This window comes from Pseudoalteromonas sp. SiA1, from assembly GCF_018732205.1.
GTDB lineage: Bacteria > Pseudomonadota > Gammaproteobacteria > Enterobacterales > Alteromonadaceae > Pseudoalteromonas > Pseudoalteromonas tetraodonis.
This window is the reverse complement of the sequence record NZ_CP076084.1, coordinates 3006289-3025267: the sequence shown is the minus strand read 5'-3', so window position 1 is coordinate 3025267 and position 18979 is coordinate 3006289. Positions and strand designations below refer to the sequence as shown.

Sequence of the window (18979 nt, the reverse complement as noted above, 5' to 3'; positions counted from 1 at the left end):
AACACAATTTCCGAATTTATTTAGATAACAATGGAGTATAGCTATGGCCTGGAATGAACCGGGTAATAATGGCAATGACAAAGATCCGTGGAATAACAAAGGCGGACGTGATCAAGGCCCACCTGATTTAGACGAGGTGTTCCGTAAATTCAGTAACAAGTTTAACGGCTTATTTGGCGGTAAAAAATCCGGCAATGGTAGCGGCGGTGGACTTGGCGGAGCCGGTATTTCATTTGTACTTATTATCGCTGCCATTGTGTGGGCGTTAAGCGGTATTTATACGGTGAAAGAAGCTGAGCGCGGTGTCGTTCTTCAATTTGGTAAGTTTGACCGAATTGCAGATCCAGGCTTGCGTTGGAAGATGACCTTTGTTGAGACGGTTATTCCAGTCGATATCGAAGCTGTTCGTTCGTTATCAGCATCAGGTTTTATGCTAACTGAAGATGAAAACGTAGTAAGCGTTGAGTTTGAAGTACAGTATCGAGTAATCGACCCATACTTATACAAGTTTAGTGTCACTAACGCTGACAGCAGCCTTGAAGAAGCATTAGATAGTGCGCTGCGTTATGTTGTTGGCCATTCAAAAATGGACCAAGTACTGACTAACGGCCGTGAAGTTGTGCGTCAAAATACCTGGGATGAGCTAAATCAAATCATTGAACCTTATAATTTAGGTTTAATCGTAACTGACGTTAACTTCAAGGATTCACGTCCGCCAATGGAAGTTAAAGATGCGTTTGATGATGCAATTGCAGCCCAAGAGGATGAACAACGCTTTATTCGTGAAGCCGAAGCGTATGCCCGTGAAATTGAACCGCGTGCGCGTGGTCAAGTAACGCGTATGACGCAAGAGGCTGAAGGTTACCAAGAGCGTATTACTTTAGAAGCGCAAGGTGAAGTGGCTCGTTTTGAGAAATTACTTCCAGAATACCAAGCAGCTAAAGAAGTAACACGCGAGCGTTTATACATAGACGCAATGCAAGAAGTATTAGGTAATAGCTCTAAAATATTGGTTGACGTTAAGGGCGGTAACAACATGATGTATTTACCACTTGATAAAATCATGGAAAAACAGGGTTCATCAACACGCGTTGCTTTACCTAGCTCAAGCGATATTAACGATTTACGTAACAAGGTAAATACGTCACGTAACAGCACTGTTAATAGTGGTAATGATCGCTTTAACAATGATCGCTTCAACGACGGGAGATAAGCATAATGAAAAACTTTAGTTTAGTAATCCTATTAGCTGCCATTGTAATGTGTTTCTCGTCAGTATTTGTGGTTTCTGAAGGCCAAAAGGCGATTGTACTTTTATTTAGTAAAGTACAAAAAGACAGCGATGATCAAGCGGTGGTTTATGGTCCAGGTCTACATCTAAAAGTGCCATTTTTTAGCCAAGTGCGCCGCATTGATGCGCGTATTCAAACGCTAGATGGCACACCGGATCGCTTTGTAACTAGCGAGAAAAAAGACTTAATTGTTGATTCGTTTGTAAAATGGCGTGTTAACGACTTTAGCTCTTTTTACCTGCGTGCACGTGGTGATAAGCAATACGCTGAAACACTGCTTAAGCAAAAAGTAAATAATGGCCTACGTACTAACTTTGGTACTCGTACTATTCGTGAAATTGTATCGGGTGAACGTAGCGAGCTGATGGAAGAAGCGTTAGTACAAGCCTCTGAAAGTGCTAGTGAGCTGGGTATTGAAGTACTTGATGTACGTGTTAAGCAAATTAACTTACCTCAAGAGGTGAGTAGCTCTATTTACCAACGTATGCGTGCTGAGCGTACTGCCGTTGCTAAAGAGCACCGCTCTGAAGGTCAGGAAAAAGCAGAAACGATTCGTGCAGGTGTTGACCGCCGTGTAACAGTAATGCTTGCTGATGCAGAACGTAATGCGCGTTCTGTTCGTGGTCAAGGCGATGCTGATGCTGCTGCGATTTACGCTAGTGCTTATAATAAAGACCCTGAGTTCTTTAGCTTTGTTCGCTCTTTAGAAGCTTACAAGCAAACTTTCAAAGGAAAGCAAGACGTGATGGTGTTATCACCGGATAGCGATTTCTTCCAATACATGAAAGGCGCGAAAGCTCAGTAATCACAGCTTTAGTTAAATTTAAAAAGCCCTGCAATTGCAGGGCTTTTTGTTATCTGAATTTTAATCTTATAAATCACTGTTATTTATGTGATTATTAGCTAAACACTGATGTTTACTAAGGGCACGAGGAAAAAATAAGCTAAACGGGGTGAACTTTGCTTTAGTTTTCTGGTAAAATCTCGTCCTAATTTTCTCTAAGTGAATTTGCAATGGGTAAAAACGTTGTTGTACTAGGCACCCAATGGGGTGACGAAGGTAAGGGTAAGGTAGTTGACCTCCTTACAGATAAAGCATCTTTAGTAGTTCGTTATCAAGGTGGCCATAACGCTGGCCATACCTTAGTGATCGACGGTGAAAAGACAGTTCTACACCTTATTCCATCGGGTGTATTACGTGACAATGTTAAATGTGTGATTGGTAATGGTGTTGTTTTATCACCAGAAGCGCTAATGAAAGAAATTGGCATGCTTGAAGAGCGTGGCGTACCAGTACGCGAACGTCTTTTAATCAGTGAAGCATGTCCGCTAATATTGCCTTTCCATGTTGCATTAGATGTAGCTCGCGAAACAGCGCGTGGCGATAAACCAATCGGTACAACGGGTCGTGGTATCGGTCCAGCGTATGAAGATAAAGTAGCACGTCGTGGTTTACGTGTTGGCGATTTATTCAATCCTGAATTATTTGCTACTAAGTTAAAAGAAGTATTGGAATACCACAACTTCACATTAGTGAACTACTACAAAGTAGATGCAGTAGATTTTCAAAAAACGTTTGATGACGCAATGGCTGTTGCTGACATCTTAAAAGCAATGGTAGTTGATGTAACTGAGCTTTTAGATCAAACGCGTAAAGCCGGTGACAACATCTTATTTGAAGGTGCACAAGGTACATTACTTGATATCGATCACGGTACTTACCCTTATGTTACATCTTCAAACACTACTGCTGGTGGCGTTGCTACAGGTGCGGGTTTTGGCCCATTACACCTTGATTATGTACTAGGTATCATTAAAGCGTACACAACACGTGTAGGTTCAGGTCCTTTTCCTACAGAGCTTTACGATGGCCTTGAAAAACAAGACCCAGTAGGTAAGCATTTAGGTGACAAAGGTCATGAGTTTGGTGCTACTACTGGTCGTTTACGTCGTACTGGCTGGTTAGATGCAGTGGCTATGCGCCGTGCAGTTCAAATTAACAGCATTTCAGGTTTTTGTTTAACTAAACTTGACGTTCTAGACGGTTTAGAAACACTTAAAATCTGTACTGGTTATAAGCTTGAAGATGGTACTGTGACTAACGTTACGCCATTAGCGGCTGAAGGTTACGATAAAGTAACACCAGTATACGAAGAAATGCCTGGTTGGTCTGAAAATACCGTGGGTGTAACATCGCTTGAAGGTTTACCTAAAGCAGCAATTGATTACATTAAACGTATTGAAGAAATCACGGGCGTCCCTGTTGATATTATCTCTACAGGTCCAGATCGTGTTGAAACCATGATACTTCGTAGCCCATTTGCATAATTGGGTTTATGTTGAAAAGAAGCTGCCATGTGCAGCTTTTTTTATGCCTATAAAAAAGCACACCTATTAATAGTGGAACGATCTTTGTATATTATTTGGTAAGTTTATTTTTAAAGTGGTTAATATGCGTTTATCTTCTCGTTGCTCAGTGTGGTCATTATCACTACTTACACTTTCTTTATTTAATATAAGCAATAGCTTAGCTGAAGAAAGCCCTGCAGCTGTGCCGCTGTATACCGAATCTGAGTTAATAGCTTTAATTAATGAGAACACTCATCTAGCCCGCGTGAAGGCAGATAATTGCCAGTTAGTGCAAGATATAGAAGCACGAGCCAATAAAATGGCATTGCCGTCGTATCAATTTTTATACGGTGATATGCTTGCCTACAAGGTGTGTGTTGAGCGTGATGTAGCTCTAGGTGTGTATTACATGAAAAAAGCGGCTGAGCAGGGCTTAGCGGCAGCATTAGAGCAACTAGGTCGCTACTACGATGTTGGGCAGTTAGTCCAAAAAGACAAAGCCATGGCAATAACCTACCTCCGTGAGGCCTCAGCGCAAGGTAACTTAAAAGCTCAATTACGATTAGTGGGCTTGTTTAATCAAGGCTATGGTAGTCCAAGAGACTTTGAAGATGCTTATCGTTGGCTGTTTAACACCACGGTAGCCGATAAAGCGACACATAAAAAAATAGAGCGAGCATTAACTAAACTTGCTGAAAAAATGCCAGCTAGTGTCGTTACCCGCGCGCGCTTACCTATGTAACCTAAACTCCAGCTAGAGAAAATAAACCTAATTATGACTATGATTTAATATGTTAGTAAATCTCTTAATCAGAGTTTAGGTTTGTAAATAAAAAAGCGAGAGTGCTTTTTTAGCACTCTCGCTTTTTAGTTATTACTCGTCTTTTTTATTGTCTTTGGCTTTGTTATTGGCCGGATCTTTTAATAGCGATATTTTAGGCGGTTGCAATGCAACTACTCGTTCACCCTCTTGTGGTGGCTTTTCCATATCACTGGTAAAAGGCCTCATTTTCACTGGTGCGTCTTCATCACTGTCTTTATCCCCTTTGAGAATAAACAGTGGGATCGCTTCAGGATTCATTTCTAAATACTGCTGCCAGCTAAACTCTTCAGATATACGTGTTGCACTCACTTTACCGCCTTTGGCAATAACACTGCTTAAGCGTGCATATGCGCCGTTTTCACCAAACAGAATTTGTCGTGATAAAAACGTCGCGCTGTCTTTATTTGCTTTAGCATGTGATGAAGAGGAACGTAGTGAAAATACATTTTTTTCATTTAATAAATGAGAGAAGTACTGCACCCCTAATGCGTTGTGGTGGCGATTAGGTGAAAGCGCTAAAACACTGCGAATCGTGGTTAAAGGTAAATAACGTTCAGCATGCTCCGATTGCGGGTTACCGTAATAACAAGGCAGGCCATCCATGCGCGCCATTCTACAGTTCTCCCAAGCAGGATCTGATAGATGAACAGGAATATTTTGCTCTTTTAAGCCACGTGCAATTGCACGCGATACATGGTTTGCACCAATGATTAAAATAGTATTAGGGGATGGTTGACGCACTCCAAGTAGTTTCGCAACAGGGATAGCCGTTAAGCTTTGCAGTACCACAGTAACAATAATAACAGTAAATATGAGTGGCACCATTTTTTCGGCATCGGCCACTCCCGCTTCCATCATACTCAGCGCAAATACTGAACCAACGGCTGCTGCAACAATACCGCGAGGTGCAATCCAAGCAAGTACTAGGCGCGATTTCATCGGTAAGTCTGTACCAAAGGTTGAAATAGCAATACACAATGGGCGGGCGATAAATAGCACAATAGCTAAAAATATAAATACGTCGCTGTCGAGCATCATTAAATCAGAGAGTTGTAGTCTTGCGGCCAATAAAATAAATAAAGTCGAGATTAAAATCATTGACAAATCTTCTTTAAACTCGAGTACCGAATCTATTTCCAAGTCATCTTGATTAGCTAACCAAATGCCAAACACCGTCACAGCCAGTAAGCCTGACTCATGGCTTATGTGGTTTGAAATAGAAAAGCTAATTAACACTAACGCTAAAATACCAAACTTATGTAGCTCAAATGGCAGCCATTCTCGGCGCATTAGTTGCGTCGTGATCCAACCCGAAACCACACCAATACTTAAACCAACGCCAACGGTTTTAACCAGTGCAACGATAGTGTGGCTAAGTACTTCACCCTGACCAACCAGCATTACGGCTTCAAACACTAACACTGCAAATAAAGCGCCAATGGGGTCTATTACTATGCCTTCCCAGCGTAAAATACGATCGATATCCTGGGTAGGTCGCATCGAGTTAAGTAATGGAGCAATAACGGTTGGCCCCGTAACAACAAGCACAGCGCCAAGTACTGCAGCAACTCGCCAATTTAACTCGAGTAACCAATAGGCGCTAAAACTAATAACAATACAAGTTGTAAGCATACCAATAGAGCAGAGGTTTCTGACGACTTTACTGATCCCTTTAAGTTCTCGAAAATGTAAAGTTAAGGACCCTTCAAATAAAATCACAGCGACACTCAAAGAGACCACAGGAAAAAGTAAATCACCTAATAATGCATCAGGGTCTAATACGCCACTAAATGGCCCTAATAAAAGCCCTGTAAGCAATAAAAACAGAATAGCGGGTACTCTAAACGCCCAAGCGACCCATTGGGCTAACACTGAACACAGTGCAATACCGGCTATATAAATTGCTGACATAGAGTAAAAACTCCTTAATTTTAATAATGTTTAAAAGTATAACGGTTACCAACCAGTAATACAGTGGGTATACACGTGTAAATTAAATTTAGCTAATAAATAATGTTTATTTATTTAGTGTTAACGTCTTTTGTGAGAGTGTTATCAAAGTTATAGTCTCTATAATTACTATTTATAGTAGTCTAACTTTATGATATCTATTGCAAAATGTGCATGCCTTGTCTGTTATGACCTATTTAGCTTTAATTTTAGCCTTGATCTAAGCGGCTATTTTAACGTATTATACTTCGTGTTCGAATAATTAGTTATCTAATAAAGTTTATTGTTTAAGTAAGTAAACGTGTTAGATATAAACATCTTAACTCTCTTAGTGATTGTTTCAGCGATGTTTTATAATGTTCGAACGTAAAATATCATTTACCGAACTCTTTGGTATAGTTTTGCTCAAGGTGTTTATCTGCGTAACGCATATAAATTAAAGTTTGAGTTGAATTATTACCTTTCAATATTTAATCCCCATCGTGGCGGTTAAATCTCGGTCCTTAAGTCATCACCCTATCTGTTGGTGTACCAGACTTAAGAGGCTCTATGTATGTTGTTAATAAAAAAGCCGCACACAGCTTTTTACAGCGATACATAAACAACACTTTATATTTTTTTAGTTAGTACAATCCAATTTTATTGGGTTAATACTATTTATTTTTTGCATCTCAATTTAAAACAATGGTTTTAGAGACGGTGTACGCGTGTGTAAAAAAAGTGTGGGCAATGATAAACAAATTCGACGTTATGTTTTAAACATAGCGACCTGGTTTCATTCATCAGTGTGATGAATACAAATAAAATGGAAAGTTGAGCATTTATGCAAAAGTTAAATTGGCGACGTATCGTACTTAAAGTGGGCAGTGCCTTAATTGCACCCGATCAAGATGGCTGTCGTTCACGCTACTTGTTAACCATCGCACAGTTTATCGTTCACTGTCGCGCACGTGGTATAGAGGTTATTTTAGTGTCATCAGGCTCTGTAGCGGCAGGCTCGCATTTATTTCCATCAGAGAAGCCGCGCTCAGTTGTTATGAAAAAAGCCATGGCAGCAGCAGGGCAAACAGAAATGATGGCCATGTGGGATCGTTTCTTTGATTTTCCTTCGGCGCAGCTACTATTAACTCATGGTGACCTACGTGACCGTGAGCGCTATCAGAGTATCCGTGAAACCGTATTTACCTTGTTAGAACACGGCGTGCTACCTATCATTAATGAAAATGATGCGGTGACAACAGATGATTTAAAAGTGGGTGATAACGATAACTTATCAGCTATGGTGGCAGCTGCCGCTGACGCTGACGCATTAATGATTTTTTCAGATGTAGATGGGCTGTATGACAAAAACCCAAATCTGCATGACGATGCCGTATTATTGCCTGAAATAAAATCAATTGATGATTCTATTTATGCTATGGCAGGATGTGCTACCAGTGCAGTAGGCACCGGTGGTATGAAAACCAAGATTGAAGCGGCAGAAAAAGCCACATCACATGGTATTGCAACGTATATTATTAATGGCTTTAAAGAAGAAACCTTTACTCGTTTATTAGCGGGCGAAAATCCAGGTAGTGTGTTCTTGCCTTATGAAAAACCAATGCAAGACTCTATTCACTGGATGACACATACCGCAAATGAACAAGGTGAAGTGGTTGTCGATGGGTCATTTGATGATTCACTAGAAGGCGAAGACGGCTGTTTACGAGGCGATGAGATCAAGGAAGTACATGGCGAGTTTGCTGTGGGCGATACTATCTTAGTTCGCAGTGAAGATGGTACGCGTTTAGCTAAAGCCACAGCAAATTACAGTAGCTGTTTGTTAAACTTTATTGCAGACAACGAGCAGAGTGAATTCAGCGAAAAAATGCAGGATTCAATTGGACCAATTATTTCAGAAAAAGATATCGCATTATTGGAGAAGTCATGAGTTTAATTACGGATATATCACGCCAAGCAGCAAAAGCTGCACATACACTTGCTTTACTCGATACCGAGGCTAAAAACAACGTGTTAACCGATATGGCAGCGGCATTAAGAGATCAAAAAGAATTTATAATCAAAGAAAACGAAAGTGACCTAAGCGCTGCGCGTGACAATAATTTAGCAGCGTCAATGATAGACCGTTTAACATTAAATGATGAGCGCATTGAAGCGATGGCTGAAGGTATCGAAGTGATTGTTTCACTTGATGATCCGGTTGGCCAGTTACGTGATATCACTGAACGTCCAAATGGCATTAAAATTCGAAAAATGCGTGTACCACTGGGCGTGGTATGTATGATTTACGAAGCACGACCTAATGTAACGGCTGACGCGGGTGCATTGTGCTTTAAGTCGGGTAATGGTGTTATTTTGCGCGGTGGTAAAGAAGCGCTTAAAAGCTCACAAGCCATTGCTAGTGTAATGCACAGCGTGCTTACTAAACATGGTTTGCCAACGGCGCTAATTTCAGTTATTCCAGATCCTGACCGTGCTTTACTAATGGAATTAATGCAGCAACGCGACAGTATTGATTTAATTATCCCACGTGGCGGTGAAGGGCTTATTAACTATGTAACAGAAAACAGTACAATTCCTGTTATTCAGCACTTTAAAGGCGTGTGTCATTTATACGTAGATAAAGATGCAGACTTAGAAGTGGCACTTAATCTACTACTTAACGGTAAAACTCAACGTACTGGCGTATGTAATGCCTTAGAAGGGTTAGTAGTACACCAAGATGTTGCTGATGAGTTTTTAAACCTCTGCGCGGTAGTGCTTCGCCAAGAAGGCGTAAAAATAAATGCTGATGCCAAAGCGGCTGAGTACTTTGATAATGCCACTGTGCTTGCAGATAACGAATTTGGTGAAGAATATTTAGATTTAGAAATTGCTATTCGTATAGTGCCAAGCTTTGATGCAGCCGTTGAGCACATTGCTCAATTTGGCTCAAATCATACCGAAGTTATCTGTACTAAAAACGATGCTGCGGCAGAGTTATTCCAACGTAGTGTGGATGCATCGGTTGTTATGGTTAATGCGTCATCACGTTTCTCTGATGGCTCACAACTAGGTTTAGGCGCCGAGATTGGTATTGCAACGACTAAGTTGCATGCTTATGGTCCAATGGGGCTTGAGTCACTAACGACTGAGAAATATTTAGTTAATGGTGTTGGTCAAGTTCGCGAATAACTTACCCAACCTAATAAACGATAAAAATGCCGGGCTTTTGCTCGGCATTTTTGATCTCGATTTAGCAAAATCAAACAACTAAGCAAACATAAAGATTAAAACAGGGCAAAAAATTATTAACAGAGAAATTTATTTAGAATATAAAAATAAGGATATTACTTAAAGGAGAGAGTAGGAAAGTGGTGGAGCTAAGCAGGATCGAACTGCTGACCTCCTGCGTGCAAGGCAGGCGCTCTCCCAGCTGAGCTATAGCCCCACATTCCTAATTTACATAGACTGTAAATGCTTAAGTGCTGAGTCTCAAGCGGGGTGAACTTTAAATATTTTTACGATTTTGGTCAAGTATTTTTTCACAAATTTTTCCGTTTTAACTAATTTTTGTTAAACTCGAGCTCAATATTTACTAAAACGACAATACATAATGAAAAAATACGCGTTAGTTTTCATGATTTTCCTTTTTGGTTGTGCCAGTTCAGTAGATGAACCGCCCTACGAAATTAATAATAAACAATTTTATGACACCCTTGATGAGCAAGGTAACAAGCTTTTTGCTTATGTGGTTTCTGTAAAGGCTAAAAGTCGTGAGCAAATTAATATCAATAAAAGACTAACCCGCAGTGATGTTCAGCGTTTTGCTGAGCAAGAGCATTTTGAAGAGTCGAGTGTTTTAAAATTACAATTAGAAGATCAAGCGGTAGAGTTTCTTAATAAAGAACTAGCACAGCGTAACTATTGTGCAAATAAGCATGAAATAAACGAAGTACTATGGCGTGATTTAAGTGTGCAATTAAGAGGGCGTTGTTTGTAGTATGTTAGCGGATAAACAAAAACTAGCGGCAGTGTTAGCCCAACTAAATATAGAATATGACGTAATAGAACATCCAGCGCTACATGGCAGTTTAGATGCCGATGAACTGATGGTAAATCGCCCAGGAACACGCTTAAAAAACCTATTTTTGCGAGACAACGAAGGTAAGCGTCATTTTTTAGTGATCACCGCGCATGATAAACAGTTAGATTTAAAGTCACTTGCTAAACAGCAAGGGCTATCGCGCTTAGGCTTTGCCTCTAATGAGCGCTTGGCTAAATACTTAAAGGTTGCACCTGGTTGCGTGTCAATGCTCAGCTTAATGAACGACAAACAACGAGGTGTAACACTTTGGCTTGATCAAGATATTTGGTTTGGCGATTTATTTCATTGCCACCCGTTTGAAAATACCCAAACATGGTTATTAACTAAGCCTGATTTACTGCGTTTTTTTGACTTTACTGAGCATCAGCCGCGGGTGATGTTTTTGCCATCGCGTTGAGCCCACAAAATAAGCCCCAGTCCACACAAACACACAGCGAGTAATGTTGCCATAAACGCCGTTTGTCCATGAGTTTGATAAACCACCCCTGGTAATAACGAGCCCAGTGCGCCGCCGCTGTAATAAAATGATACATAGCACCCGTTGGTAACGCTTGGCGGTGCGTGACTGATTTTATTAACCAGTGGTGCCGCTGTGGAATGAATCACAAACATAGCGCCGCAAAAGAGTGTGAATGCAATTAAAAACAACAACAGTGAATGACTCATTAATAACACAATACTGAGGTTATAAAACACGAATACCGCGGCCAACAATCGCCAGGCTGAAGTCATTTTTTTTAATAGCCAAGGAGTGAAAATAGAAGCCAAAGCACCCACCAAATAGCCACTATAAACAAAGCCAATGTCGCGCGTGTTATTAATTAAAAAGGTATTTTTTAAAATAAAAGGCAAGTAGTTTAATAATGCTGCAAAGCAAAAAAACATACAAAAAATGGCACCATAGAGCTTAAGTGCAGAGCCCTCTTTAAGTTGTTTTATATAATCTAATGGTGATAAAACCTCGGTTGATTTAACGAGATTAAAACGTTTATGGGGAATACTTAACGCTAGAATAATCAGCATGGCTGCTATTAGGTAATAAAAACTCTGCCACGACCAAACATCGCTAAAGAGCGCAGCCAATACACGACCAAAATAACCACCGACAATCGTACTACCTATATATAGCGTCATATTTTTTTGTAATGTATCGGCTTGATAGCTCATACCAATAAAGCTGGTCATGGCAGTCAATGCGGCAGGTAAAGTCAGTCCTTGTAAAAACCTTACCAGTAGAAGTAATTCAAAACTCGGGGCATAAATAAATAAGATACAACCCACACCCAGTAACAACATAGCGAAGCGTAATATCAATAAAGGGTTTCGCTTAGCTAAAAACAGTCCATACACCAAAGGGGCAATAGCTAAAGGCAACATAGTGGCCGTCATTAAGCTGCCTGCAACAGCAGGAGCAACATTAAATTCAGTTGCAAATAAACTTAATAATGGCTGTGGTGCGTATAAAACAAAAAAAATGAAAACTGAACAGATGAGTAGGTGAGGTAAGCGCATTAACTGCCATATACATTGCTTATTAGTTGAGCTGCATTATATACAAAACTGCTAGGGTTTTCATAAATTAACCTTTATTGCGCTAAATCATGCTTTGTTTTCAGTAGTTTGTTAGATTAATACCAATAGCGCTGTTATTTACGCTCGTTGGTGATTAAAATAGCATTAATATTCGTTTTTAGTGGGAACACGCCATGGGGTCACTACAAGAGCAATTGCTCCAAGCTGGTTTAACAACATCACATAAAGCTAAAGTTGCTAAATCAGAAAAGCGCAAGCAACAGAAAAAGCAAAAGAAGGGAGCGACGAGCAACCCGAACGATTTACAAAAGCATATTCAGCAAACTAAGTTGGAGCAGCAGCAAAAAGCTGAAGAGCTCAATAAAGCGCGCCAAGAAGAATTAAAGCAGCGCGAACAAGTCGCGCGTGTGAAGCAAATTTTAGAGCATCATAATCAAGAGTCAATTCGCGGTGAGCGTACCTTTAACTTCACTTATGAAAATAAAGTGAAAGGGCTTGATGTGAATGAGCAAACGCAAAAGGCGCTCTCGGGCGGGCGTTTAGCTATTTGTGTGTTAGAAGGTCAGTTTTACGTATTAGAAGATGAGCCTGCGCGTAAAGTGGCTGAGGTGGATGAAAAGTATATTGTGTTTCATGTTAAGCCTGAAAATAAAGCCAAAGATGAAGACGATCCGTATGCTGATTTTGAAGTGCCAGACGATCTTATTTGGTAAGCCTATTAAGTATCTGCTCAGTTAAAGCAAGCTAGTATGTGTTTTATGAGGGATACACGTATTTGTTCTGATTGATCGTCAAACCTTACCAAGGACGTATGCTTTTTAAAGATTTATTGACTACAATAATCACAACCGTTTTTTTTAACCGTAAAAAGAAGAGTAAATACAATGAGCAAGATAAAAACACTTTTATTAGGCGCGGGTATTGGTTTAGCCGCAAGTTTTTCATTTTCAGCAGCCGCTGCAGATGGCGCTGCACTTTACACAGCTAAAAATTGTCAAACATGTCATGGTGCAGAAGGTAAAGCACCTATTATGGCGATGTACCCTAAACTAAATGGTCAAAACAAAGAATATTTAGTAGCGCAAATGAAAGACATCAAGTCAGGCGCTCGTAACAACGGTATGTCTATGGCGATGAAAGCGATGGTTGCGACTGTGACTGATGAAGAATTTGAAGCGATTGCCGATTACCTATCAAAAGTACAATAACCGTTAACGCTAATTAAAAAGAGCCACACCTATGTGTGGCTTTTTTATTTGGTGATTGCCATCATGCTAATACTCATTTAGACTTCTAAACATCTACAATCACTAGCGCTATGCTGTGTTTTAAAAGGCTTGTTATGTTTGATTTACCCCAGCTCAATTTAAAAAATAAAGTATCAGAACAAGAGTGGCAACTACGTGTTGATTTAGCCGCATGTTATCGATTAGTTGACCATTTTCGTTGGGGGGATTTAATTTATACGCACCTTTCTGCTCGCCTACCGGGCACTGATCATTATTTAGTGAATGCCTTTGGCTTAACGTTTGATGAGATCACTGCATCTAACTTAGTCAAAGTAGATTTAAATGGCCGCATTATTGACGATACACCCTTTAATATTAACCCGGCGGGGTTCACTATTCACAGTGCCATTCACGAAGTACGTGAGGATGCCCATTGCGTTATACACCTGCACACCAAAGAAACGATTGCGGTTGCAACACAAAAAGAAGGGCTGTTACCGCTAAGTCAGTATTCGATGTTTTCATTGCCGTCTCTGTCTTACCATGGCTATGAAGGTTTAGCGGTGAATGACGATGAGCGTAAACGCCTGCAAACAGATTTAGGCACCACCAATCATATGCTATTGGTCAACCACGGCGGTTTAACAGTAGGCCCAACGGTAGGCGATGCGTTTATGCGCTTTTATGACCTTCAGCGTGCCTGTGAAATACAGTTAGCCATTCAATCAAGTGCGCAAGAAGCGGTGGCTGTGCCTCAAGCTATTATTGATAACATTTATAACCAAGCGAACGTCGTTCACAGCGGCAGTACAGGGGGCCAGCTAGCATGGCCTGCCATGTTACGAAAAGCGTATCGTCTTGATCCTAGTTTTGCAAAATAACCCACTGAAGGTTAATAAGGAATTTTTATGAAAGTAAATCGCGTTGAAGTCTTTGATATTCATTGCCCTGATCGTCCTGCATGGACGCCGGTATTTGTTCGAATTCATACCGATGAAGGTATTAGCGGTGTGGGTGAAGCAGGTCTTGCATACGATTTAGGCCACAGTGCCGCTGCTGCGATGATCAAAGAAATGGCCGATGCCTTTTTAATTGGCCATGACCCGTTTCAAACTGAAAAACTATGGTCGCGCATGTTGCGTGAAAGTTTTTGGGGTCTAGGTGGTGGGCCGGTGGTTTACGCAGCAATGAGTGCGATTGATACGGCGCTTTGGGATATAAAAGGTAAAGCATTGGGTTTACCGGTTTATCAGTTGCTTGGCGGTAAAGTTAACGACAAGCTGCGTACTTATGCATCACAGCTGCAGTTTGACTGGGACAGTGAATTTAAAGCGCTGGTACAGCCACAAGAATATGCAGAAGCGGCACTAAAAGCGGTGGCGGAAGGTTACGATGCGGTAAAGGTCGATCCAATTCAATACGATAAAGACGGCAACACCTATTACGACCGCACAAATATTATTTCTCGTCCAGAAATGAAACTATACCGCGCACGTATGCAGGCTATTCGAGAGGCCGTGGGTGACGAAGTAGATATTATTTTTGAATGTCATAGCTTACCAGGGGCGACATCGGCAATTCAAATTGGTGAAATTGCAGAAGAATTTGACTGTATGTATTTTGAAGAGCCGGTGAATTACTTAAACCATTCATTACATGCAAAAGTGGCTGACAAAGTGGCTGTGCCTATTGCAGGCGGCGAGCGCTTGTATAACCGCTGGGGTGTACGTCCTTATTTAGAAGATCAAAGTATTGATGTACTACAGCCAGATATCGGCTTATGTGGTGGCTTTACCGAAACTAAAAAAGTATGTGATTACGCTGATATTTTTGATGTGCGTATTCAGGCACACGTATGTGGAGGGCCGGTTGCAACGGCGGCATCATTGCACTTAGAAACAGCGATCCCTAACTTTTTAATTCACGAGCATCATACTTACGCGATTAAAAAGTGGAATAGAGAGCTATGCTTACAAGATCCACAACCTAAAAATGGTTTTTTTGAAGTATCTGAAGAACCAGGTCTTGGGATTGAGCTTAACGATGAAATTGTAATGCGCTCACAACGCGTAGAAATAAAATAGTTTACTCTGTTGAGAAATAGCCGGTAAGTGAGTTGTCACTTACCGGCTTTTTTATCGCTGTGGGTTTATTTTACAAAGTACTTGTTTTAGTTCAATGGTTGCTTTGCTATCAAGGTGGCGAACAAAACAGTGCTCTCCCTTAGTCACGAGCTCAAATTGATCTGGCATATTAAGTTGCTTGCCCATAATAGGGTTGCCCTGAGGATCTTTATGATTAAGTTGCTCAAGGGTAACCGTGCTTGAGGTGACAAAAACATCGTCTGCTAATTGAACCTGCGAGCTATGCAGCAGCTGCGCAATTGCGTCGGCTACTTTAGCGCTATTAGGCTCAATTAGTAACGCATGTTGCAATTTAGGTGTGGGCTCTGAGCTTTGTGCTAAGCACCCACTTAAAAATAGCGAAATTGCAGTTATTGCTAATAAAATCTTCATTGCTTATCTCATGTTATCGCTAAGAATAATATTCTGTTTAAGTACAGTCTGAATTCGCGCGTCTTTTACTTCAGGCATATCGGTGGCGATAGTGGGCGCAAAACCGAGAACACTATTTATTGAGCTTGGGGCTGGGCAACTGCCGGTTGCTCTATAACTAAGTGCGGTATTAAGTAAGCCTTCACTTGCATCACCTAAGCGTTTGCTAAAGTCATCGGCAACAGCACAGCCTGCAATAAGTACGGGCTGGCGCGCATTATCAATGGTATTTTGCGGTGCAAAGCCATCTGAATATTCACCAAAACCTTTGTTATTTTCGCCAGTAAATTGAATGGTAAAATAAGTAGTGTCGCAGTTATCGGTTGGGTAAAAGCCATACGGTTTACCACAGGTGCCAGCCCCTATCTGAATGATTTCAACATCGGCTCCGCGCAGCCCGTTAATTATAGCCTCACTGGCTGAGCAGGTACTGCTGGTGGTGAGTACAAATACCCGATCTAAATTTAACGTTGGTAATGGGGTGCCTGCAGCTATTGCAGGGTTATTTTCAAACCCGACAAAACGATTTGTAAAGGGCATGGGGGTCAGTGTTTGCCCTGTGATAGGGTTGGTATTGGGGTATTTATCGTTAAAAATAGTGCGTTCAAATATTTTGCCTTGGGTATTGCTACCTGCCACCATATAGCCTACTTGGCTGGCCATTTGTAACAAACCACCGCCGTTATAGCGCACATCAATGACTAAATCTTTAATGCTGCTGGCAGCGAGTTGGTTAAAGGCGTTGTAAAGCTGCGTTTCGGCTATCGCGTTGTGGCTATTAAATTGAAAGTAACCCACATCGCCGTTTGCTAAATCAGTACGTACGTTCATTACTGGTTGCGACTCGATATTTTGAGATGTGAGCGTAACAATGCGATTTTCATTAGTGCTGATATCCCTAAATACAAATTCGGTAACTTTACCTGTTTGTTCTGGGAATAAACCTGCGTTAATAATAGCTACCTCGCTTGATGAGGTCGCGTTAATAAAATCAACACCATCAACTTCTAAAAGCTCAAAGCCCCTAATAATATTTTGATTACTAGCAGGGGTATTTGGCTCGGTATAGCTAACAATTGCTTGGCGCGGCGCACTACCAGCGATTATTTTTATATTAAAGCCATAACCAAAGCTTAGGCCTGATTGATTTTGTCTTTGCCACTCATCGGTTGGCAAACTAAAGTGAAAGTTATCTTTTTTCGCACCCGACTCAGTCAGTTGCTCCGTTTTTAAAGTATTAAAGTAATCAATGACGCCTGACGTTAATGCCGGATTAGTATCAATAATTTCGTCGTACCATAAGTAGGTTTCGTTACTCCAAGAGCGTAGCCAGTTTTTTTCATTAATTGCTTGGCATTGACCTTTAAATTGCCCTGAGCTAGCAAATACACCAGAAGTCCAGCCGCTATTGTCTGTTGTTGGGTTGGTCGCATTGTCGCTACCTCCACCGCCACAACCTGTTAATAAAGCGGCTAGCGAAAAAGGGAGTAATGTGTATTTGAGAGAAGATGAATTAAAAATGGCCATACGTATGCTCGTTTTTTAAACTGTTGAGCTAAATATAGCGGTTTTTATTTAGAGTTGATAGAGGCGCGCTGCATTTTTGTAACTCAAATGTTGCCATGTAAGATCATCCCTACATAGGCTTCGATAATGTTGCCATAACTCATTGTAGTTAATGTTAATTTGGCACACGGGGAAGTTGCTGGCAAACATCACTCTTTGCATACCAAAATGCTTTAAAATATGTGTTAAACACTGCCTTTGCTGCTCGCTATTAAGCATGAGTAATTCAAAGCCTGAAAACTTCATCGCAACATTAGGCTGTTGTGCGAGTAATTCAATGGCGCGTTGCCAGTTAGCAAGGTTGTGTGCAAGCCCTGCGTGATTAATGATGATTTGTAAGTCACTAACTTGGTTGGCATAAGAAATAAGTTGCTCGGTGATATTGAGGTTTTCTATTTCAAATTGCGCTTCAAAATGCAGTTTTAAGTGGCACAAGTGGCGCAGGTTATCGAGACAATGAGGGTTCAATAAGCGCGTGGCATCATGACCTTCAGTGATATCTCTAATGCCGACAAGGGATGAATGTTTTAGATGTTTAAGTGCTAGTTTAAATGCGTTATTTGGCTGGTTAATTGTTGCAAAGCTAATCGCTTTGTAAGGTAGCCTTTTTATATGCTTTGCTAACCAGTTTAATTCATTAATAGGTTGCTCATTATCAAAGCCAGCTTCTATATGCACTAAACCAACGAGTTCAAAGTCCGTACTTTTGATTAGTTTAGCAACGCTAATCGGTTGTTTTATTTTATCTAAGTTAGGCCAAGCGGGTGGGTTAGCACCTTGCAGCCAGGTGTATTGACCCTCCAGCAAATTAAAAAAATGCACATGCGGGTCAATAATTTTAGTACTCATTGCGCTGTGTAACCGCCATCAATGCGTTGCAAACTGCCGGTAATAAAGCTGGCTTCTGGACTTACTAAAAAGTTTACCAGTGCTGCAACTTCATCGGCTTGGCCTAAACGATTAAGAGGTTGTAAAGCAGCTTCTTCGGCAACAATATCTGCCTTATTTGCGCCACTTTTTTTGCAGTATGCATCAATCGCATTATGAAATAACGGTGTTTCTATGGTGCCAGGACACACGGCATTAGTGCGAATATTAAAGCTTGCGTAATCTAAGGCGGTGGTTTTAGCCATCGAAGCCAATGCATGTTTAGTCAGGTTATAAGCAAATGAGTTTTGTTTGCCAATAATGGCCTGATCTGAGGCAATTAACACAATAGCGCCATCTTGTTGTGCTTTCATGGCTGGTAATACGCTTTGTATAGCCGCGTACGCACCTTTAACATTCAGTGCCATTAACGCATCGAATGTCGCTTCATCGGTTTGCTCAATTGTGGCACTTAGGTGCTTGCCAGCATTTGAAACAAGTACATCAATGCGTTGTGTTTTTTCAATAATAGCCTGTATACACTGGCGTACGGCGGTTACATTACTAACATCACATTGATGAAAAACACCACTCTCACTGGGTTCAATATCTAGGTTATGAACCTGATAGCCGCTCGTTAATAATCGCTGAACCACAGCAAAGCCAATGCCTTTAGAGCCACCGGTTACTATTGCAACTTTTGACATACTTGTTCCTTTAATTAGCAA

18 protein-coding genes and 1 tRNA gene are annotated in these 18979 nt (G+C 40.9%); 12 read left to right on the top strand and 7 right to left on the bottom strand.

Annotation, left to right across the window (positions count from 1 at the left end):
• Window positions 1–43 precede the first annotated feature (43 nt).
• From hflK to KK487_RS13990, 4 genes are all read left to right on the top strand, one after another.
• Entirely contained in the window at window positions 44–1213 is a 1170-nt protein-coding gene (hflK, locus tag KK487_RS14005; protein ID WP_013466024.1) for an FtsH protease activity modulator HflK, read from the top strand.
• A gap of 5 nt (window positions 1214–1218) precedes the next feature.
• Window positions 1219–2097, top strand: coding sequence for a protease modulator HflC (hflC, locus tag KK487_RS14000; RefSeq protein WP_013466023.1), 879 nt, complete (start codon window positions 1219–1221; stop codon window positions 2095–2097).
• Window positions 2098–2306: 209 nt separating this feature from the next.
• Window positions 2307–3620: an adenylosuccinate synthase gene (locus KK487_RS13995; protein ID WP_024601937.1), complete on the top strand. Its 1314-nt coding sequence runs from the start codon at window positions 2307–2309 to the stop codon at window positions 3618–3620.
• Window positions 3621–3744: 124 nt separating this feature from the next.
• Window positions 3745–4383 (top strand): tetratricopeptide repeat protein, encoded by a 639-nt coding sequence (locus KK487_RS13990; protein ID WP_013466021.1) that lies wholly within the window; start codon window positions 3745–3747, stop codon window positions 4381–4383.
• Between the two features lie 132 nt (window positions 4384–4515).
• Here the strand turns inward: KK487_RS13990 and KK487_RS13985 are convergent, their stop codons facing one another.
• Entirely contained in the window at window positions 4516–6375 is a 1860-nt protein-coding gene (locus tag KK487_RS13985) for a cation:proton antiporter (protein ID WP_013466020.1), read from the bottom strand.
• Between the two features lie 862 nt (window positions 6376–7237).
• Here KK487_RS13985 and proB point away from each other — a divergent pair.
• Together proB and KK487_RS13975 are read left to right on the top strand one after the other, a co-directional pair.
• Complete coding sequence (gene proB / locus KK487_RS13980; protein ID WP_013466019.1) at window positions 7238–8344, top strand: glutamate 5-kinase; 1107 nt, start codon at window positions 7238–7240, stop codon at window positions 8342–8344.
• Window positions 8341–9588 (top strand): glutamate-5-semialdehyde dehydrogenase, encoded by a 1248-nt coding sequence (locus tag KK487_RS13975; protein WP_138562641.1) that lies wholly within the window; start codon window positions 8341–8343, stop codon window positions 9586–9588. The genes proB and KK487_RS13975 overlap by 4 nt, the downstream gene beginning before the upstream one ends.
• Before the next feature lie 180 nt (window positions 9589–9768).
• On the opposite strand, the gene KK487_RS13970 is transcribed toward KK487_RS13975, so the two are convergent.
• Window positions 9769–9844, bottom strand: a tRNA-Ala gene (locus KK487_RS13970).
• Between the two features lie 165 nt (window positions 9845–10009).
• Here KK487_RS13970 and KK487_RS13965 point away from each other — a divergent pair.
• Together KK487_RS13965 and KK487_RS13960 are read left to right on the top strand one after the other, a co-directional pair.
• Window positions 10010–10396, top strand: a complete 387-nt coding sequence (locus KK487_RS13965; protein ID WP_138562643.1) for a hypothetical protein — start codon at window positions 10010–10012, stop codon at window positions 10394–10396.
• 1 nt (window position 10397) lies between these two features.
• Window positions 10398–10898: a prolyl-tRNA synthetase associated domain-containing protein gene (locus KK487_RS13960; RefSeq protein ID WP_138764708.1), complete on the top strand. Its 501-nt coding sequence runs from the start codon at window positions 10398–10400 to the stop codon at window positions 10896–10898.
• Here the strand turns inward: KK487_RS13960 and KK487_RS13955 are convergent.
• On the bottom strand, window positions 10865–12013 hold the full coding sequence (locus KK487_RS13955) for an MFS transporter (RefSeq protein ID WP_010391697.1): 1149 nt from the start codon (window positions 12011–12013) through the stop codon (window positions 10865–10867). The genes KK487_RS13960 and KK487_RS13955 overlap by 34 nt on opposite strands.
• A gap of 194 nt (window positions 12014–12207) precedes the next feature.
• On the opposite strand from KK487_RS13955, the gene KK487_RS13950 reads away from it, so the two are divergent.
• The 4 genes from KK487_RS13950 to KK487_RS13935 all read left to right on the top strand — a co-directional run bounded on the left by KK487_RS13950 (window position 12208) and on the right by KK487_RS13935 (window position 15347).
• A complete protein-coding gene (locus KK487_RS13950; RefSeq protein WP_138764709.1) occupies window positions 12208–12747 on the top strand; it encodes a DUF2058 domain-containing protein in 540 nt (179 codons plus the stop codon).
• A gap of 171 nt (window positions 12748–12918) precedes the next feature.
• Window positions 12919–13242: a c-type cytochrome gene (locus KK487_RS13945; RefSeq protein ID WP_010391700.1), complete on the top strand. Its 324-nt coding sequence runs from the start codon at window positions 12919–12921 to the stop codon at window positions 13240–13242.
• Window positions 13243–13376: 134 nt separating this feature from the next.
• On the top strand, window positions 13377–14144 hold the full coding sequence (locus tag KK487_RS13940) for a class II aldolase/adducin family protein (protein ID WP_013466014.1): 768 nt from the start codon (window positions 13377–13379) through the stop codon (window positions 14142–14144).
• A gap of 27 nt (window positions 14145–14171) precedes the next feature.
• The gene (locus KK487_RS13935; protein ID WP_010391702.1) at window positions 14172–15347 is read left to right on the top strand and encodes a mandelate racemase/muconate lactonizing enzyme family protein; all 1176 of its coding nucleotides are present in this window, start codon (window positions 14172–14174) and stop codon (window positions 15345–15347) included.
• Between the two features lie 51 nt (window positions 15348–15398).
• On the opposite strand, the gene KK487_RS13930 is transcribed toward KK487_RS13935, so the two are convergent.
• Genes KK487_RS13930 through KK487_RS13915 form a run of 4 tightly spaced genes read right to left on the bottom strand, consistent with a single transcriptional unit; the run spans window position 15399 to window position 18958 of the window.
• Window positions 15399–15779 (bottom strand): hypothetical protein, encoded by a 381-nt coding sequence (locus tag KK487_RS13930; RefSeq protein WP_138764710.1) that lies wholly within the window; start codon window positions 15777–15779, stop codon window positions 15399–15401.
• Window positions 15780–15782: 3 nt separating this feature from the next.
• Window positions 15783–17345: a S41 family peptidase gene (locus KK487_RS13925; protein ID WP_138764711.1), complete on the bottom strand. Its 1563-nt coding sequence runs from the start codon at window positions 17343–17345 to the stop codon at window positions 15783–15785.
• A 48-nt stretch (window positions 17346–17393) separates the two neighbouring features.
• Window positions 17394–18233 (bottom strand): amidohydrolase family protein, encoded by an 840-nt coding sequence (locus KK487_RS13920; protein WP_138764712.1) that lies wholly within the window; start codon window positions 18231–18233, stop codon window positions 17394–17396.
• On the bottom strand, window positions 18230–18958 hold the full coding sequence (locus tag KK487_RS13915; protein WP_013466010.1) for an SDR family NAD(P)-dependent oxidoreductase: 729 nt from the start codon (window positions 18956–18958) through the stop codon (window positions 18230–18232). Before KK487_RS13915 ends, KK487_RS13920 begins: the two co-directional genes overlap by 4 nt.
• Between the last annotated feature and the right edge of the window lie 21 nt (window positions 18959–18979).

Excerpts from the sequence above, each read along its gene's own strand:
- KK487_RS13955 (WP_010391697.1), bottom strand. The coding sequence starts at position 12,013 with ATGCGCTTACCTCACCTACTCATCTGTTCAGTTTTCATTTTTTTTGTT.
- KK487_RS13920 (WP_138764712.1), bottom strand. The coding sequence starts at position 18,233 with ATGAGTACTAAAATTATTGACCCGCATGTGCATTTTTTTAATTTGCTG.
- hflC (WP_013466023.1), top strand. The coding sequence starts at position 1,219 with ATGAAAAACTTTAGTTTAGTAATCCTATTAGCTGCCATTGTAATGTGT.
- hflK (WP_013466024.1), top strand. The coding sequence starts at position 44 with ATGGCCTGGAATGAACCGGGTAATAATGGCAATGACAAAGATCCGTGG.
- KK487_RS13950 (WP_138764709.1), top strand. The coding sequence starts at position 12,208 with ATGGGGTCACTACAAGAGCAATTGCTCCAAGCTGGTTTAACAACATCA.
- KK487_RS13940 (WP_013466014.1), top strand. The coding sequence starts at position 13,377 with ATGTTTGATTTACCCCAGCTCAATTTAAAAAATAAAGTATCAGAACAA.
- KK487_RS13935 (WP_010391702.1), top strand. The coding sequence starts at position 14,172 with ATGAAAGTAAATCGCGTTGAAGTCTTTGATATTCATTGCCCTGATCGT.
- KK487_RS13925 (WP_138764711.1), bottom strand. The coding sequence starts at position 17,345 with ATGGCCATTTTTAATTCATCTTCTCTCAAATACACATTACTCCCTTTT.
- proB (WP_013466019.1), top strand. The coding sequence starts at position 7,238 with ATGCAAAAGTTAAATTGGCGACGTATCGTACTTAAAGTGGGCAGTGCC.
- KK487_RS13945 (WP_010391700.1), top strand. The coding sequence starts at position 12,919 with ATGAGCAAGATAAAAACACTTTTATTAGGCGCGGGTATTGGTTTAGCC.
- KK487_RS13975 (WP_138562641.1), top strand. The coding sequence starts at position 8,341 with ATGAGTTTAATTACGGATATATCACGCCAAGCAGCAAAAGCTGCACAT.
- KK487_RS13915 (WP_013466010.1), bottom strand. The coding sequence starts at position 18,958 with ATGTCAAAAGTTGCAATAGTAACCGGTGGCTCTAAAGGCATTGGCTTT.
- KK487_RS13930 (WP_138764710.1), bottom strand. The coding sequence starts at position 15,779 with ATGAAGATTTTATTAGCAATAACTGCAATTTCGCTATTTTTAAGTGGG.
- KK487_RS13985 (WP_013466020.1), bottom strand. The coding sequence starts at position 6,375 with ATGTCAGCAATTTATATAGCCGGTATTGCACTGTGTTCAGTGTTAGCC.
- KK487_RS13965 (WP_138562643.1), top strand. The coding sequence starts at position 10,010 with ATGAAAAAATACGCGTTAGTTTTCATGATTTTCCTTTTTGGTTGTGCC.
- KK487_RS13990 (WP_013466021.1), top strand. The coding sequence starts at position 3,745 with ATGCGTTTATCTTCTCGTTGCTCAGTGTGGTCATTATCACTACTTACA.
- KK487_RS13960 (WP_138764708.1), top strand. The coding sequence starts at position 10,398 with ATGTTAGCGGATAAACAAAAACTAGCGGCAGTGTTAGCCCAACTAAAT.
- KK487_RS13995 (WP_024601937.1), top strand. The coding sequence starts at position 2,307 with ATGGGTAAAAACGTTGTTGTACTAGGCACCCAATGGGGTGACGAAGGT.